This is a genomic window from uncultured Maribacter sp., assembly GCF_963975365.1.
Lineage (GTDB): Bacteria > Bacteroidota > Bacteroidia > Flavobacteriales > Flavobacteriaceae > Maribacter.
Window position 1 is genome coordinate 1 of the sequence record NZ_CAXBGF010000005.1, and the last position, 16,429, is coordinate 16,429.

The 16,429-nt window shown below is 36.5% G+C and carries 13 protein-coding genes and 2 riboswitches; of the genes, 12 read left to right on the forward strand and 1 reads right to left on the reverse strand.

Translation table 11 applies throughout. The features are described 5' to 3' along the window. Positions 1-101: riboswitch (SAM riboswitch) on the forward strand. This riboswitch is flagged as partial in the annotation. 119 nt (positions 102-220) lie between these two features. From AACZ49_RS07540 to AACZ49_RS07550, 3 genes are all read left to right on the forward strand, one after another. Next, a complete protein-coding gene (locus AACZ49_RS07540; RefSeq protein ID WP_339653099.1) occupies positions 221-1,495 on the forward strand; it encodes an O-acetylhomoserine aminocarboxypropyltransferase/cysteine synthase family protein in 1,275 nt (424 codons plus the stop codon). A gap of 137 nt (positions 1,496-1,632) precedes the next feature. Beyond that, the gene (thrA, locus tag AACZ49_RS07545) at positions 1,633-5,019 is read left to right on the forward strand and encodes a bifunctional aspartate kinase/homoserine dehydrogenase I (protein WP_339653101.1); all 3,387 of its coding nucleotides are present in this window, start codon (positions 1,633-1,635) and stop codon (positions 5,017-5,019) included. A 69-nt stretch (positions 5,020-5,088) separates the two neighbouring features. Further along, on the forward strand, positions 5,089-6,261 hold the full coding sequence (locus AACZ49_RS07550) for an aminotransferase class I/II-fold pyridoxal phosphate-dependent enzyme (protein WP_339653102.1): 1,173 nt from the start codon (positions 5,089-5,091) through the stop codon (positions 6,259-6,261). Positions 6,262-6,330: 69 nt separating this feature from the next. Here AACZ49_RS07550 and AACZ49_RS07555 read toward each other — a convergent pair whose 3' ends face one another. Beyond that, positions 6,331-6,858 (reverse strand): hypothetical protein, encoded by a 528-nt coding sequence (locus tag AACZ49_RS07555; protein WP_339653104.1) that lies wholly within the window; start codon positions 6,856-6,858, stop codon positions 6,331-6,333. An 88-nt stretch (positions 6,859-6,946) separates the two neighbouring features. Here AACZ49_RS07555 and AACZ49_RS07560 point away from each other — a divergent pair, with 88 nt between their 5' ends. From AACZ49_RS07560 to AACZ49_RS07600, 9 genes are all read left to right on the forward strand, one after another. Then, on the forward strand, positions 6,947-7,357 hold the full coding sequence (locus tag AACZ49_RS07560; RefSeq protein ID WP_339653106.1) for an Rrf2 family transcriptional regulator: 411 nt from the start codon (positions 6,947-6,949) through the stop codon (positions 7,355-7,357). Positions 7,358-7,558: 201 nt separating this feature from the next. Beyond that, positions 7,559-7,822, forward strand: a complete 264-nt coding sequence (locus tag AACZ49_RS07565; RefSeq protein ID WP_339653108.1) for a DUF2061 domain-containing protein — start codon at positions 7,559-7,561, stop codon at positions 7,820-7,822. A 14-nt stretch (positions 7,823-7,836) separates the two neighbouring features. Beyond that, positions 7,837-8,460 carry a phosphoadenosine phosphosulfate reductase family protein gene (locus AACZ49_RS07570; RefSeq protein WP_339653110.1) on the forward strand — a complete coding sequence of 208 codons (624 nt, stop codon included), beginning with the start codon at positions 7,837-7,839 and terminating at the stop codon, positions 8,458-8,460. A gap of 45 nt (positions 8,461-8,505) precedes the next feature. Further along, the gene (cysD, locus tag AACZ49_RS07575; protein ID WP_339653112.1) at positions 8,506-9,456 is read left to right on the forward strand and encodes a sulfate adenylyltransferase subunit CysD; all 951 of its coding nucleotides are present in this window, start codon (positions 8,506-8,508) and stop codon (positions 9,454-9,456) included. 105 nt (positions 9,457-9,561) lie between these two features. Next, positions 9,562-10,809 (forward strand): GTP-binding protein, encoded by a 1,248-nt coding sequence (locus AACZ49_RS07580; protein ID WP_339653114.1) that lies wholly within the window; start codon positions 9,562-9,564, stop codon positions 10,807-10,809. Positions 10,810-10,925: 116 nt separating this feature from the next. Then, positions 10,926-13,016 (forward strand): nitrite reductase, encoded by a 2,091-nt coding sequence (locus AACZ49_RS07585; RefSeq protein ID WP_339653116.1) that lies wholly within the window; start codon positions 10,926-10,928, stop codon positions 13,014-13,016. A gap of 1 nt (position 13,017) precedes the next feature. Further along, positions 13,018-13,866 (forward strand): uroporphyrinogen-III C-methyltransferase, encoded by an 849-nt coding sequence (gene cobA / locus AACZ49_RS07590; protein WP_339653118.1) that lies wholly within the window; start codon positions 13,018-13,020, stop codon positions 13,864-13,866. A gap of 110 nt (positions 13,867-13,976) precedes the next feature. After that, positions 13,977-15,038, forward strand: a complete 1,062-nt coding sequence (locus AACZ49_RS07595) for an NAD(P)/FAD-dependent oxidoreductase (RefSeq protein ID WP_339653120.1) — start codon at positions 13,977-13,979, stop codon at positions 15,036-15,038. 156 nt (positions 15,039-15,194) lie between these two features. Next, a riboswitch (SAM riboswitch) is annotated at positions 15,195-15,303 on the forward strand. Between the two features lie 80 nt (positions 15,304-15,383). Beyond that, positions 15,384-16,373, forward strand: a complete 990-nt coding sequence (locus AACZ49_RS07600; RefSeq protein WP_339653122.1) for a homocysteine S-methyltransferase family protein — start codon at positions 15,384-15,386, stop codon at positions 16,371-16,373. Positions 16,374-16,429 lie beyond the last annotated feature (56 nt).

The window sequence follows — 16,429 nt, forward strand, 5'->3', positions numbered from 1 at the left end:
TTATCAAGAAAGGTGGAGGGATTAGACCCTTTGAAACCTTAGCAACCCTTTGTTCTATACAAAGAAGGTGCTACATTCTACCCTTAGGGGAAGGATAACAGTAATCGATTTTTTTCGATATTACTTTCTTATAACTTTTTTGATTTTACCTACCCGCAACGTCGGCTGGTTAGGGTTTGGCTTTTTTAATCAATTTAAACCGTATTAAAAAAACAAAATCATGAGTGATCACAAATTAGCAACAAACGCATTACACGCAGGGCACGACACAACTACTAATGGTGGTACTAGAGCTGTGCCAATTTACCAAACATCATCCTATGTATTTAAGGATACGGATCATGCCGCCAATCTTTTTTCATTGAAAGAACTTGGTTTTATTTATACACGTTTAAACAACCCTACAAATCAAATTCTACAAGATAGATTGGCAGCTGTAGAAGGTGGTATAGGTGCAGTGGTATTCGCTTCAGGTACGGCAGCAATCTCAACAGGATTATTAACCTTATTGAAAGCAGGTGACCACATTGTGGCATCGAGTAGTTTATATGGGGGTACGTTCAATTTACTGAATGTAACCCTACCTAGATTTGGTATCACAACTACGTTTGTAGATGCTTCTGATGCTAAAAACTTTAAAGAAGCAGTACAAGTTAATACAAGGGCGTTTTTTGTAGAATCTTTAGGGAATCCAAAATTAGATGTATTGGATTTGAAAGCAATTTCAAAAGAATCGAAAGCAGCAGGTGTACCATTTATAGTAGATAACACGGTAGCTACACCAGCACTGTTGAATCCGATTGAGCACGGTGCCAATTTAGTGATTCATTCTCTTACAAAATATATAGGCGGACAAGGAACTTCATTAGGTGGTGCCATTATCGATGCCGGTACATTCGATTGGACCAACGGAAAATTCCCGGAATTTACGGAGCCGTCTGCCGGATACCACGGGTTAGTATATAGCGAAGCATTAGGTGCGGCGGCCTTTACCTTTAAATTGATTTTAGAAGGGTTACGTGATTTCGGTGGTGCATTAAGTCCGTTTAACGCTTTTCAAATCATACAAGGTTTAGAGACTCTGCCAGTTCGTATTAAACAACACAGTACAAATGCATTAGAATTGGCTACTTGGTTAGAGAGTAGAGAAGAAGTGGCATGGGTAAATTATCCGGGGCTTAAAAGTAATGCGTATTATGCTTTAGCTAAAGAATACTTGCCAAAAGGACAAAGCGGATTGGTTACTTTTGGGGTAAAGGGAGGCTTTGAAGCAGCGAAGAAAGTAACCGATGCAACCAAGATATTTTCATTGTTAGCAAATATTGGAGATACCAAGTCATTGATTATTCATCCGGCAAGTACAACGCACCAACAGTTGACTGCAGAACAACAAGAAAGCGCCGGAGTAGGTCAAGATTTAATTCGATTGTCTGTTGGTTTAGAGGATATCGAAGATTTAAAAGCCGATTTAGAGCAGGCATTTGCAAGTCTTTAATAAAAACATAATTAGATATTAATCGGTCTTTTCAGCTCAACTAATTGACTGATTATTTAAAAAGAAATATTACACTGGTGGCGGTGGCTGAGCGAAGTCGAAGCTAAAGCTACTGCCACAAATTGATTTCGAAATAGATGCTACATCAATTACAGATTAAAAAATATAAGACCCTAAGTGGTGCTACTCAGGATATACAATTGTCCTATCAACTTTTCGGGAAGGAATTACATTCGGCACCCATTATTTTGGTAAATCATGCCTTGACAGGGAATTCAAATGTAACCGGAAAAGACGGTTGGTGGTCTGCACTTATTGGAGAAGGGAAATGTATTGACACCCAGAAATACACCATTTTAGCGTTCAATATTCCGGGGAATGGCCACGATAAGTTCGTGATTGAAAATTATAAGGATTTTGTAGCAGGAGATGTCGCCCGATTATTTTTATTAGGTCTTGAACAATTGAAGGTAAACCGTTTGTTTGCCATTATTGGCGGTTCGTTAGGTGGTGGTATTGCTTGGGAAATGGCAGCAATTAAGCCAAACTTAACTGAGCATTTAATACCTGTAGCATCAGACTGGAAATCTACAGATTGGTTAATCGCCAACTGTCAGATACAAGAGCAGTTTTTGGTAAATTCAAAACAACCCGTTCATGATGCTCGTATGCATGCGATGTTATGTTATAGAACTCCGGCATCCTTTAAAGAGCGTTTCAAAAGAAGCACCAATGAGGAGCTGAAGGTTTTTAATGTAGAGAGTTGGTTGATGCATCATGGCGATAAGCTTCAAGAGCGTTTTCAACTATCGGCCTATAAGCTGATGAACCAGTTGTTAAAGACAATAGATGTAACAAGAAGTGGTGAACAAAATTTTATCAATCTTCAGAATAGTAATACCAATATTCATATTATAGGTGTGGATTCAGATATGTTCTTTACCGCTCAAGAAAATAAGGATACCTTCAAGCAATTGGCACAGGCGAAAAGCAATGTTACGTATGGCGAGGTACAATCCTTACACGGGCATGATGCTTTTTTAATTGAATTCGACCAGATGGAAAAATTGCTAACGGGTATTTTCAATACCAATGGCAACATCAAGAAAATTAAGATTTTGAAGTTTGGTGGTAAATCATTGAGCAATGGCGAGGGACTTGAGCGCGTGTTAGATATTGTTCAGAATAAGGTGAATAATGAGGAGAATATTGCTATAGTACTATCGGCAAGGGAAAAAGCTACGGATCAGTTAGAGAGTATTCTAGAGAAAGCCGCTAAAGGAAAGGATTACAAAACCGAATTTGAAGCGCTTGAGAAATACCAAAAACATACCTACTCTAATATCAGCTTATCGGCAGAGTTTAAAGGTTTGGCGAAGTTGTATGAAGGTGTTTCGTTGTTGGGCGATTATAGTGCCAAAATTAAGGATGAGGTTTTGGCTTATGGGGAACTTATTTCTGCGAAATTGGTGACCAAATTATTGATAGGTAAAGGTATAAAAGCCAAAATGGTAGATACCCGAGATATTATCAAAACTGATAATACCTTCGGCGATGCTAAAGTTTTAGAGGCTGAATCGAAAGAAAAGGTCTTATTGAAATTTGCCGACATTCCAAAAGATACTGTAGCAGTGGTTACAGGTTTTATCTCTTCAACATTGGATGGTGAGACGACCACATTGGGTAGGAACGGAAGTAATTATTCTGCGGCGTTATTGGCAAATTTTTTAGATGCCGAAGAATTACAGAACTATACCCATGTAGATGGAATTTATACGGCAAATCCTGATTATGTGCCAGAAGCGAAAAGGCTTGCTAACCTTTCTTATGCAGAAGCAAATGAGCTTGCAAATTTTGGAGCCACAATTTTACACGCTAAAACCATTATTCCACTTATAGAAAAGAACATTCCGTTGCGTATTTTGAATACGTATAATGATGATAATGAAGGGACTTTGATCAGTGCCAAGTCAAGTAAGGAAGGTATAAAATCACTTTCGGTTATTGAAGATGTGGCGATGATTAATATTGAAGGTCGTGGATTATTAGGTAAGGTAGGAGTCGATGCAAGAATATTTAAGGCTTTGGAGTCTAGCAATATTAGTGTAAGTATTATTTCTCAAGGTTCTTCGGAAAGAGGAATAGGATTGGTGGTAAAAAAGGATAAAGCCAAAAGAGCCAAATTGGCTTTAGAAAATGAGTTTAGTAACGATTTTGAGTCGCAAGATGTCAATATGATTACGGTGATGGATGATGTTTCTATCATATCAATTGTAGGGCAAGATTTAAGTACATTCCATAATCCGTTTAATGCACTGATAAAAAATCAAATTGTTCCCTTATTGTTCAATAATACAGTGTCAGGTAAGAATGTAAGTTTGGTCGTTAAGAAATCTGATTTATATAAGGCTGTAAATGTTATGCACGGTCAGGTTTTCGGTATCAGTAAGAAAATCAATGTGGTCATTTTTGGTCATGGTAATGTAGGTGGTACATTGATAGATCAAATATTAAAATCGGCCAAATCAATTAAGGAACGTAAGAAGTTAGATCTTCGTGTTTTTGGTATCGCCAATTCGAAAAAGATTTTGTTGAATGAAAAGGGGGTTGCTAAAAATTGGAAGACTATTCTAAAACAAAAGGGGGAATCGTATAAAATTCAAGATGTTTTCGATTTTGCAAAGCGTCATCATTTAGAGAATTTAATTGTTATAGATAATACGGCAAGTCAAGATTTTGTTGCTAATTATTTTGACTTTGTAGAGCATGGTTTTGATATCGTGTCATCCAATAAAATAGCGAATACATTACGTTACGATTTTTATCAATTGTTACGTGAAGAATTACAGAAGAACCAGAAACAATATTTGTATGAAACAAATGTAGGTGCAGGGCTTCCATTAATAGATACGATAAAATTATTGCATTTGTCAGGAGAAAATATCACCAGGATCAAAGGGGTATTTTCTGGTTCGTTAAGTTATATATTCAATACGTTTTCTGAGGTTGACATGCCATTTTCGTCGATATTAAAGGATGCAATGCAACAAGGTTTTACAGAACCAGATCCAAGGGAGGATTTATCTGGTAACGATGTAGGGCGTAAATTATTAATTTTAGCTCGTGAACTCGATTTGCATAATGAGTTTTCGGATATTCATATAGATAATCTTATCCCGAAAAAGTTGCAGGAAGGGGATGTGGATTTCTTCATGGAACATTTAGAGGTGTTAGATGCCAAGTTCGCTGAAATTAAAAAGAATCAAAAACTTAATCATGTTCTTCGTTATGTTGGTGATTTGCATGGAAATCTACAAAAGGAAAAAGGAGTGCTAGATGTAAAGCTGATTTCCGTACCAAAAGAAAGTGCATTGGGGCAAGTAAAAGGTTCAGATTCTATTATTGAAATTTATACGGAATCTTATGGCGAGAATCCGCTTGTTATTCAAGGTGCCGGTGCCGGTGCAGCTGTTACTGCACGAGGAGTATTTGGTGATATATTGAGGATTGCGGAGAAAGGGTAATTTTAGGTAAGAGCGTAGTATTGCGAGGTGCTATATAATGTAATAGTAAATTGAGAATAAGGTTAAAAGATGAAAGAGAACAATAATAAGTTTGAAACAAACGCAATACGTACACAATTAAAACGAAGTGAGAATCTGGAGCATTCTGTTCCTTTGTATTTGACCTCTAGTTTTGTATTTGAGGATGCGGAAGATATGCGGGCATCGTTTGCAGAGGAAAAAGAACGTAATATCTATTCTAGATACTCGAATCCGAATTCATCTGAGTTTATAGAAAAAGTTTGTCAAATGGAAGGAGCTGAAAACGGTTTTGCTTTCGCATCGGGTATGGCAGCAGTTTTTTCAACGTTGGCGGCATTGTTGAGTAGTGGAGATCATATCTTATCTGCTAGAAGTATATTTGGGTCAACGCATTCATTGTTTAATAATTTCTTTCCAAAATGGAATATTGACCATTCGTATTTTAAAATTGACGAGTTGGATACAATAGAAAGTTTAATAACCCCAAAAACTAAAATACTTTATGCAGAAACACCTACGAACCCTGGAGTAGATGTATTGGATTTGGAAGAATTAGGTAAGATTGCTAAAAGAAACAAACTTATTTTAATTATTGACAATTGTTTCGCAACACCTTATTTACAGCAACCAATAAAATTCGGCGCCGATTTGGTAATACATTCAGGCACTAAGTTAATGGATGGCCAAGGTAGAGTGCTTGCAGGTATTACTGTAGGTAGTGCTGAGTTGATGGATAAAGTCTATCGTTTTTCTCGAATTACTGGTCCGGCTTTATCGCCGTTTAACGCGTGGGTACTTTCAAAAAGTTTAGAAACTTTGGCCGTACGGGTAGACAGACATTGTGAAAATGCATTAAAATTAGCAGAATATTTAGAAGGGAACGAGAATATTAATTGGGTTAAATATCCATTTTTAAAATCGCATCCTAAGTATGAAATTGCCAAAAAGCAAATGAAGGCTGGTGGTTGTGTAGTGGCTTTTGAGGTAAAAGGCGGATTAGAAGCTGGTAGGGATTTTTTCGATTCCATTAAACTATTGTCTCTTTCGGCCAATTTAGGAGATTCAAGAACAATTGTTACGCACCCAGCATCAACTACCCACAGTAAATTGAGTGTTGAAGAGCGTTCTGCAGTTGGTATTTCTGACGGAATGGTACGTATATCGGTGGGATTAGAGCACATAGATGATATTATAGCGGACATACAACAGGCATTGGGTTAAACTACATTTTAATCCTAAAAAAAGCCCGGAATATCCCGGGCTTTTTATTTATTCTAAGGTAGTAGCGGTTTACTTTGTCAATGTCATATTGTAAGTAGCGCTAACACTTGTAGATACTCCAAATACCTCTAAAGTCTCATCTAATTTATATCTCAATGACATTTTGGAATCGGTGAGTTCTGTAATGGTTAAGCCTATTTCTTCATCTCCTGTTCCAAAATATAGGATGTTACCATCCAATCTCCATTCATCAGATTGAAAAAAGTCTTCGCCTTCTTCCTCCTCTGTTGATGTTTCGCCCATTATTGTAGTTGTAAGTACTGATGTGTACGAACCTTCACTTGTTACAATTTGTGGTTCTTCTGAAAACGTGACAATTGAATTGAAATCTTTTCCTACTGCAGTAAAAGTTGTAGGGATAGAAGTTCCATCAAAACTCGTATCAGATCTTCCATCCGTTGCTTCCAATGCAGTTAAATTCCATGTGCCAATAATTGAGGCTTCGCTAGCGTTAGAAACACCATCTTCATCTTTAGAACATGATGAGAATATGAGTGTGAATGCTGTGAAAACAGATAATAAGAAAAATTTTTTCATGAATTGTTTTGGGTTTGAATCTTATAAACGATGAAATAGTACCTTAAAGTATTTCAGCAATATTTTTTTATTTGGCTATCTTAGCGTTATGCTCTCCAAAAAGACAAAATACGGATTAAAGGCCCTTGCTTATTTAGCTTCACAGAAAGATAAAAAGCCTGTACAGATTTCAGAGATTGCTGAGAAGGAAAACATATCTCAAAAATTCTTAGAAAGCATTCTTTTAAGTCTCCGAAAAACAGGATTTCTAGGCTCGAAAAAAGGTAAAGGTGGAGGTTATTATCTGTTGAAAACTCCAGAAGAAATTTCGATGATCGATGTTATGCGTGTCTTGGAAGGCCCTATTTCTATGGTGCCTTGCGTAAGTCTTAATTTTTATGAGCGTTGTGAAGATTGTCCTGATGAACAAACTTGTTCTGTTCACATGCTAATGTTACAAGTACGTGATAGTGCTTTAGAGGTATATCGAAACAATACGTTAAGAGATATTATCTCATAGTTATCTTCGTTTTATAGACTTTCATAGAACTGTATAAATGTAATTTTACGGATTATTTAATTTTCAGGTCATTTTATTAATAATCTATTAAATCTATAGGGTAATAGTAGAATTTCAGGAATTATTTCTTTTTACTTTGAAAATAAATTCTATTTTTGAAAACTCTATTAAATTAGTAGGGTAATAAAAATAGTTTTAGAGATGATTGCAGATCAACTTATATTAAATAAAAAAGAGAACAAAACAACGTTTGAAGATGATAAAACATCTGAAAAACCTATACGTAGTATTGCCAAGGCGTTTAGCTGGAGGGTAATAGGTACCATAGATACGTTGATTATATCTTATATATTAACTGGTAAAATTTCTTTAGCTGCTTCAATAGCTTCAATAGATTTTGTAACAAAAATGATACTGTACTTTTTTCATGAGCGTTTTTGGAACTTAATTAAGTGGGGTAAATAAAAAAAGATAGTACTATGGCACTAACAGAGGCGCAAGTTCAACAATTGAACGTTCAATTTAAAGGTATACCACCAGAAGAAATCATTTCTTGGGCAGTGAAGCATGGTCATACTTCGGTAGTGACTACTAATTTTAGACCTTATGAAGTGGCTATTTTACATGCGGTATCTCAGGTTAGAGGTGATATTCCTGTAGTTTGGTGCGATACAGGTTACAATACCCCTAAGACCTATAAACATGCGGAGGAATTGATAAAAAGGTTGAGCTTGAATATTCAATTGTATGTTCCTAAGCAAACAACGGCACACAGAGATGCTGTTATGGGAATTCCTCAAATTGATGATCCTAGACATGCAGAATTTACTGAGCAAGTGAAGTTAGAACCTTTTAAAAGAGCAATGGCAGATTTTAAACCAGATGTTTGGTTTACGAATCTTAGAAAAGGGCAGACCGCCTTGCGTGATAGTTTAGATATTTTAAGCTTGAGTAAAGACGGTGTTTTAAAAGTGAGTCCTTTTTACCATTGGAACGATACGCAGTTAGATGCCTATTTAAAAAAATATAAACTCCCAAATGAGCATAACTATTTTGATCCAACAAAGGTGTTAGAGAATAGAGAATGCGGATTACATAGTTAATAGGAGGGAAGAGAAGAATAAAGATAATTTATCTAAAAAAGAATAATGAGTAATACAAGCACGGAATTGGAAGTAACACCAACCCAAAAACTTTTAAAAGATACCTCCCATATAAATGCACTTGAGAATGAGGCAATTTATATTATCAGGGAAGTGGCTGCTCAGTTTGAGAAGCCTGTTCTATTGTTTTCTGGTGGTAAAGATTCTATCACATTGGTACGTTTGGCACAAAAGGCATTTTGGCCATCGAAAATTCCTTTCCCTTTAATGCATATAGATACAGGTCATAATTTTCCAGAGACTATAGAGTTTAGAGATCGACTGGTGAAAGAGTTAGGGCTAGAATTAATTGTACGTAATGTACAAGATTCAATCAATCAGGGAAAAGTAAAGGAAGAGTCAGGTAGATATTCAAGTAGAAATAGCCTTCAGACGACCACTTTGTTAGATGCTATTGAAGAATTTAAGTTTGATGCATGTATAGGTGGTGCACGTAGAGATGAGGAAAAAGCGAGAGCTAAGGAACGTATATTTTCGGTTCGTGATGATTTTGGTCAATGGGATGAGCGTAATCAGCGTCCAGAATTATTCGATATGTTGAACGGACAAATAGAATTAGGTCAGAATGTACGTGTATTTCCAATATCTAACTGGACAGAATTAGATGTTTGGTCCTATATCAAGGATGAGGCATTTGAAATTCCGTCGATATACTTTGCGCACAAACGTAAGACTTTCTTAAGAGATGGTATGATTTGGTCTGCAGAAGATGGTATTGTTTTTAGAGAAGAAGATGAGGTAGTGGAAGAACGTTTGGTTCGTTTTCGTACTGTAGGTGATATGTCATGTACGGCGGCAGTTTTGTCTGATGCCGTAAGTATTGACAAAGTAGTGGAAGAAATTAGAGATTCTTCAATTTCAGAACGTGGTGCACGTATCGATGATAAACGCTCTGAAGCAGCTATGGAAAAAAGAAAACAACAAGGATATTTTTAGAATTTTCTTTTGAAAATTCTGCCTTTAGCGAATAGCTATGGGCCATTAGCCAAAATTAAAAATTTAATAGCCCGAAGCTAACAGCTAAAGGCTAACAGCATAAAAATGGAAGTACTAAAAATAGCAACAGCAGGTAGTGTAGATGATGGTAAAAGTACCTTGATCGGCAGAATACTGTACGATACAAAATCACTAACAAGCGATAAATTAGAGGCAATAGAAAAGACCAGTAAGCAAAAGGGTTACGATTATTTAGATTTCTCTTTGGCAACAGATGGTTTAGTGGCAGAACGTGAGCAAGGAATTACTATTGATGTAGCGCATATCTATTTCTCTACGGCAAAGAAAAGTTACATCATTGCAGATACCCCAGGGCATGTAGAATATACACGTAACATGGTAACGGGAGCATCTACGTCTCAAGCGGCAATAATTTTAATCGATGCCCGTAAAGGAGTTATTGAGCAGACCAACAGACATTTTTTCATTAATAATTTATTAAGAATTAAAGATGTTGTCGTAGCGATTAATAAGATGGATTTGGTAGATTATTCTGAAGAAACCTATAACGCGATTAAGGCTGATTTTGAAGAATTGATGGCGAAACGTGATTACCAAGATCAGAAAATAACATTTATCCCGGTGAGTGCTTTAAAGGGTGATAATGTGGTAAATAAATCTGAAAAGATGGCTTGGTATAAAGGTCAATCGCTTTTAGAGCATTTTGAAGTGTTAGATAGAAAAGACATTTTTAATGTAGGTACACCACGTTTTCCGGTGCAATATGTTATCAGACCCAAAACGGATGAACACCATGATTTTAGAGGATTTGCAGGAAAGGTGTATGGTGGCGAGTTAAGTGTAGGTGATGAGGTAGTGGCGCTTCCGTCGCAAACTCGTTCTAAAATAAGGGAAATATACTTCTATGATAAGAAGTATAACACTGCCTCAAGAAGGTCGTCGGTAACCATAACTTTAGAGGATGAAATTAATCTAAGTCGTGGTGATATGTTAGTGAAAGTTGATGACTTACCTACCGTTGACAAGCAATTTACGGCTACCATCTCTTGGATGGATTCATTGCCATTGGAGGCTGGAAATAAATATATTGTACAGCATGGTGTCAATAAAGTATTGGCTAAAGTTGAGCAGGTTCATCATAAGATTGCTCCCGATTATTCGGGTATCGATACAGAAACCGATTCTTTGGGTATGAATGATATTGCCCAAGTAAGTTTTCGTTTAAATAAGCCAATTTTTTATGACCAATTCAAAAATCATAGAACAAATGGTTCATTTATCTTGATAGACACACAATCAAATAGTACGGTAGGAGCAGGTTTTATTAGTTAATAAAAGTATTGAACGATTTATAGCAAACAATATTTTTTCAATTAACCTATTTAATCTATAGGTAAAATAGATAATAAACTTAGTACAGATTATTCAGTATTAAATATCAGAAAAGAATGCAGAGTTTTAGAACAGAAATAGAAAATCAGGTAGTTGCAAAAGATATTCTTGAATTAGAGCGAAAGATTCATGAGTTTCATGGTGGTAAATTAGATGAGGAAAAGTTTAGAAGTCTTCGTTTGGCACGTGGTGTTTATGGCCAACGGCAAGAAGGAGTTCAAATGATCCGTATAAAATTACCATATGGTAAGGTTACTTCTACGCAGTTGTTGCGTATTTGTGATGTTTCCGATGAGTATTCTACCGGGAGACTTCATATAACAACACGTCAAGATATTCAGATTCATTATGTGGATTTGAACAGAACTCCTGAGCTTTGGTCACAATTAGAAAAGGATGATATTACACTTAGGGAAGCCTGTGGTAATACCGTTCGTAATATAACAGCTAGTGAAACAGCGGGTGTTGATGTAGATGAGCCATTTGATGTATCACCATATGCACATGCGTTATTTCAGTATTTTCTTAGAAATCCTGTGAGTCAAGAAATGGGGCGTAAGTTCAAAGTTTCGTTTTCTGCAAGTGATGCCGATACCGGACTCTCTTATATGCACGATTTAGGTTTTATAGCAAAAATTCAAAATGATGAAATAGGATTTAAGGTAATGTTAGGTGGCGGACTTGGTTCTCAGCCAAGACATGCAGATGAATTATACAGCTTTTTGCCTGCCGACCAGATTATTCCGCTAATGGAAACGGTTGTGCGTGTTTTTGACCGTTATGGTGAGCGTAAGAGTCGTGCAAAGGCAAGAATGAAGTTTTTGCTTAAGGATTTAGGTTTGGATGGATTCAAAGAACTATTGGCTGCAGAGAAAACAGCGGTTCCTTTTGATTCTTTTCCTATTGATGCAGATGCGTATCCGAAAATTAAGGTTTCTACTTTGGTAGTTCCAAATGTAGAGATTGCAGATGCCAAAGAATTTGAACAATGGAAATCTACGAATGTTGTAAAACAAAAACAACTAGGCTTTGTAGCTATAGGTATAAAGGTTTTATTAGGAGATTTTTATACGGATAAAGCTAGATTATTGGCAGATTTGGTTCAAAAATATGCAGCCGGTGAGATTCGATTATCACTCCGTCAAAACATATTAATTCCTTTTGTGAAGGAAGAAAATATTGAGTTTTTCTATACTGAATTGAAGAAATTGGGCTTTTCAGATGTTGGCTATAATAAAGCATTGGATATTACAGCTTGTCCTGGTACCGATACATGTAATCTAGGAATTGCAAGTAGTACTGGTATCGCAGAAGAATTGGAACGTGTTATTAAAACAGAATATCCAGACTATATAAATAACGAAGATGTCGTTATAAAAATCAGCGGATGTATGAATGCTTGTGGTCAACATAATATGGCCAATATAGGTTTTCAAGGAATGTCCGTGCGTACAAAAGATAAATTAGTGGCACCAGCTCTTCAAGTTTTGCTAGGTGGTAGTACTGATGGAAACGGACAAGGAAGATTTGCGGACAAAGTGGTAAAGGTTCCTAGTAAAAGAGGACCTGAGGCGTTACGTTTAATTTTGAATGATTTTGATGTGAATGGTGGCGATTTATCATTCCCTGACTATTACGCAGAAAAAGGTCAAATGTATTTCTATGATTTTCTAACGCCATTATCATCAGTTGATGATTTAACCGCAGAAGATTTTATTGACTGGGGAAATTCAGAACGATACGAAAAGGCAATTGGCGTTGGTGAATGTGCCGGTGTTGTCATTGATTTGATAGCAACCTTGCTTTTTGAAAGTGAAGAGAAAATTCAGAATGCAAAAGATATGTTCGATGCTGAAAAATGGTCGGCAAGTATCTACCACGCATATTCCTCTATGGTGAATTCAGCAAAAGCAATGTTGACTTCAGAAAATACTAAAGTGAATACTCATGTAAGTATTATAAAAGATTTTGATGAAAAATTCGTTGCCGATGGTAGAATTGCCGTAGCTGGAGGATTTGAAAATATGGTGCTTCAAATGAATAAGAACGAACCAACAAAAGCCTTTGCAGAAGCTTACTTAAAAGATGCAAAAATATTTTTAGAAACTGTTGCAAAATTTAGACAACAAGAATTGGCAGAAGTATAATATGCATATCAATAATTTATCCAATCAAAAAACAATCAATTCATTAGTTGACCCTTCCTTTCAAAAATCGGGGAGGTTGACTGTTGTAGGTGCAGGGCCAGGCGATGTAGAGCTCATAACCTTGAAAGCCATTAAGGTATTGGAGACTGCAGATGTGGTTCTTTATGATGCTTTGGTTAATGAAGAGCTTTTAACTTACGCTAAAAACGCAGAATTAATATTCGTAGGTAAACGTAAAGGGTGTTATGCCTATCGGCAAGAGCAAATCAATGAACTTATTGTGAGCAGGGCAAAATCTCACGGACATGTGGTGCGATTAAAAGGAGGTGATCCTTTTGTTTTTGGTCGTGGATCGGAAGAAATGGAATATGCAGCAACTTACGGTTTAGAAGTTGCAATGGTTCCAGGTATTTCATCAAGTTTGAGTGTGCCTGCTCATCAAAATATACCAGTAACAAAAAGAGGGGCGTCAGAAAGTTTTTGGGTAATTACAGGGACGACAAAAGACCATAAATTATCTGCCGATGTGGCCTTGGCAGCTAAAAGTAGCGCAACGGTAGTAATACTAATGGGGATGTCTAAACTCTCAAAAATAGTAGAATTATTTAAAGGGGAGGGCAAGTTCAATACACCAATCGCCATAATTCAAAATGGTACTAGGGAAAATGAAAAATTAGGCATAGGAACTATAGAAACCATTGTTGAGGTAGTTGAAAATGAAAAATTAACTAATCCCGCTATTATAATCATAGGTGAGGTAGTAAAACATCGCGAAGCATTAGTAGAAGCGAAAAACCAGTATTCACAAGAGACTATTAGGTTGGGCGTAGTCGAAACAATTAATAATTAAGAGTTAGAATATAGAGTAATAAATTGTAAGTAAAATATAGGGTAGTGTTAAGGGAGGTATTTAAAGAATCTAAATACTTAATACTAACTACCCATTACTAAAAGAAAATTATGATTAAAACAGATATGCTCATTATAGGAGCGGGGCCAACCGGATTATTTACGGTGTTTGAAGCGGGATTATTAAAATTAAAAACACATTTAATCGATGCGTTGCCACAACCAGGTGGGCAATGTTCAGAGATATATCCTAAAAAACCCATTTATGATATACCGGCATTTCCAGAAATTTTGGCGGGTACCTTGGTAGATAATCTTATGGAGCAGATCAAACCATTTGAGCCTGGTTTTACATTGGGTGAAAGAGCTGAAACTTTAGATAAATTAGAAGATGGTTCTTTTGTAGTAACTACCAATAAAGGAACACAGCATAATGCACCTGTAGTGGTAATTGCAGGAGGATTGGGTTCTTTTGAGCCAAGAAAACCGCCCATTTCTAACATAGTAGATTTTGAGGATAAGGGTGTTGCTTATATGATTAAGGACCCTGAAGTATATAGAGATAAAAAAGTAGTGATTGCTGGTGGTGGTGATTCTGCCTTGGACTGGGCCATTTTCTTAACCGATGTTGCTTCAGAAGTTACTTTGGTGCATAGAAGGGATGAGTTTAGAGGAGCATTGGATTCTGTTGAAAAAGCAGCTGAACTTGCCAAATTGGGTAAGATAAAATTGGTTACCAAAGCAGAGGTGAAGGAATTGCATGGTAATGACCATCTTAAAGCGGTAGTACTTAAACATGCAGATAAGGAAAAAGAAGATACGTATTTAGAGGTTGATAACTTTATTCCCTTATTCGGACTTTCTCCTAAATTAGGACCAATTGGTGGCTGGGGATTGGATATAGAGAAGAATGCCATTAAGGTAAACAATGCAAGAGATTACCAGACTAATATACCTGGGGTATATGCGATTGGTGATGTGAATACGTATGAAGGTAAATTAAAATTAATTCTTTCAGGTTTTCATGAAGCTGCAGTAATGTGTCAGTTTGCATATCAGCAAATCAATCCAGGAAAACGTTATGTCATGAAATATACTACCGTAGGTGGTGTTGAAGGATTTGACGGTTCTAAAAAAGAAGCTAAAAAAGAAGTGGTACAAAGCATAGCATAAGGCTTTAGTACTATAAAATAAACCTCTGATTCTTTACTGTTTCAGAGGTTTTTTTATGACATTTTTTTAAAATTTCGTTGGCTAAAAAGTTCAGCGAAGTTTTGGATTAGAACAGGTAGTACCGTTACTTTGCAATTCGTTCATAAATAGATTGAAACGTTATCAAGAAAGGCGGAGGGACTAGACCCTATGAAACCTTGGCAACCCTTTCCTGAACGGATAAGAAGGTGCTACATTCTATCCTTTTTTTTGGGACAGATAACTCAAGAAAGAACACTATCCTATCCTTTCCTTCCTTGGTATCGTATTAATTTTTAATGAACTTAGAACTTTTTACAGCGTAAAATGAAGGATATAAAGGAAATTTTAAAAGAACGAATTTTAGTGTTAGATGGTGCAATGGGCACTATGCTACAACGTTATAAGTTTACAGAAGAAGATTTTAGGGGAGAACGCTTTAAAGATTGGAAACACCCTTTACAAGGCAACAATGACTTGTTGTCTTTAACACAACCTGAAGCAATTGCAGATGTTCATCGTAAGTACTTTGCTGCGGGTGCCGATATTGTAGAAACTAATACCTTCTCAGGTACCACCATTGCCATGGCAGATTATCATATGGAAGATTTGGTATATGAGCTTAACTATGAGTCTGCCCGTATTGCTAAAATGGTTGCCGATGAATTCACCGAAAGAGAACCGAATAAGCCACGTTTTGTAGCTGGTAGTATTGGTCCGACGAATAAGACAGCAAGTATGTCGCCAGATGTAAACGATCCTGGCTATAGAGCAATTTCTTTTGATGAATTAAGGATAGCTTATAAACTACAGGTTGAAGCATTGTTAGATGGTGGGTCAGATTTACTGCTCGTTGAAACCATATTCGACACCTTGAATGCAAAAGCAGCTTTGTTCGCTATTGAAGAAGTAAAAGAAGAACGAAATATCGATGTTCCTATCATGGTTAGCGGAACGATTACCGATGCATCGGGTAGAACATTATCTGGGCAAACAGCAGAAGCATTTTTGATATCTATTTCCCATATTCCAATATTATCGGTAGGCTTTAACTGTGCCTTAGGAGCCAGTCAATTAGAGCCACATTTAGAAGTGTTGGCAACGAAAAGCGAACATGCAGTTTCTGCACATCCAAATGCCGGTTTACCTAATGCTTTTGGTGAGTATGATGAAACTCCGGATCAAATGGCAGAACAAATTAGGGAATATGTCGAAAAAGAACTGGTCAATATAGTGGGAGGCTGTTGTGGCACCACGCCTGAGCATATTACTGCGATTGCCAATGTGGTAAAAGATTTCAAACCTAGACAATTTTAGTTGCTATTGATAAATCGTTTTTCGTTAATGGTTTCTCGAAGTTTTCAAATTATTAA

Bases quoted from the DNA above. Each gene is read 5' to 3' on its own strand.
- AACZ49_RS07540 (WP_339653099.1), top strand. From the start codon at position 221: ATGAGTGATCACAAATTAGCAACAAACGCATTACACGCAGGGCACGAC.
- thrA (WP_339653101.1), top strand. From the start codon at position 1,633: ATGCTACATCAATTACAGATTAAAAAATATAAGACCCTAAGTGGTGCT.
- AACZ49_RS07550 (WP_339653102.1), top strand. From the start codon at position 5,089: ATGAAAGAGAACAATAATAAGTTTGAAACAAACGCAATACGTACACAA.
- AACZ49_RS07555 (WP_339653104.1), bottom strand. From the start codon at position 6,858: ATGAAAAAATTTTTCTTATTATCTGTTTTCACAGCATTCACACTCATA.
- AACZ49_RS07560 (WP_339653106.1), top strand. From the start codon at position 6,947: ATGCTCTCCAAAAAGACAAAATACGGATTAAAGGCCCTTGCTTATTTA.
- AACZ49_RS07565 (WP_339653108.1), top strand. From the start codon at position 7,559: ATGATTGCAGATCAACTTATATTAAATAAAAAAGAGAACAAAACAACG.
- AACZ49_RS07570 (WP_339653110.1), top strand. From the start codon at position 7,837: ATGGCACTAACAGAGGCGCAAGTTCAACAATTGAACGTTCAATTTAAA.
- cysD (WP_339653112.1), top strand. From the start codon at position 8,506: ATGAGTAATACAAGCACGGAATTGGAAGTAACACCAACCCAAAAACTT.
- AACZ49_RS07580 (WP_339653114.1), top strand. From the start codon at position 9,562: ATGGAAGTACTAAAAATAGCAACAGCAGGTAGTGTAGATGATGGTAAA.
- AACZ49_RS07585 (WP_339653116.1), top strand. From the start codon at position 10,926: ATGCAGAGTTTTAGAACAGAAATAGAAAATCAGGTAGTTGCAAAAGAT.
- cobA (WP_339653118.1), top strand. From the start codon at position 13,018: ATGCATATCAATAATTTATCCAATCAAAAAACAATCAATTCATTAGTT.
- AACZ49_RS07595 (WP_339653120.1), top strand. From the start codon at position 13,977: ATGATTAAAACAGATATGCTCATTATAGGAGCGGGGCCAACCGGATTA.
- AACZ49_RS07600 (WP_339653122.1), top strand. From the start codon at position 15,384: ATGAAGGATATAAAGGAAATTTTAAAAGAACGAATTTTAGTGTTAGAT.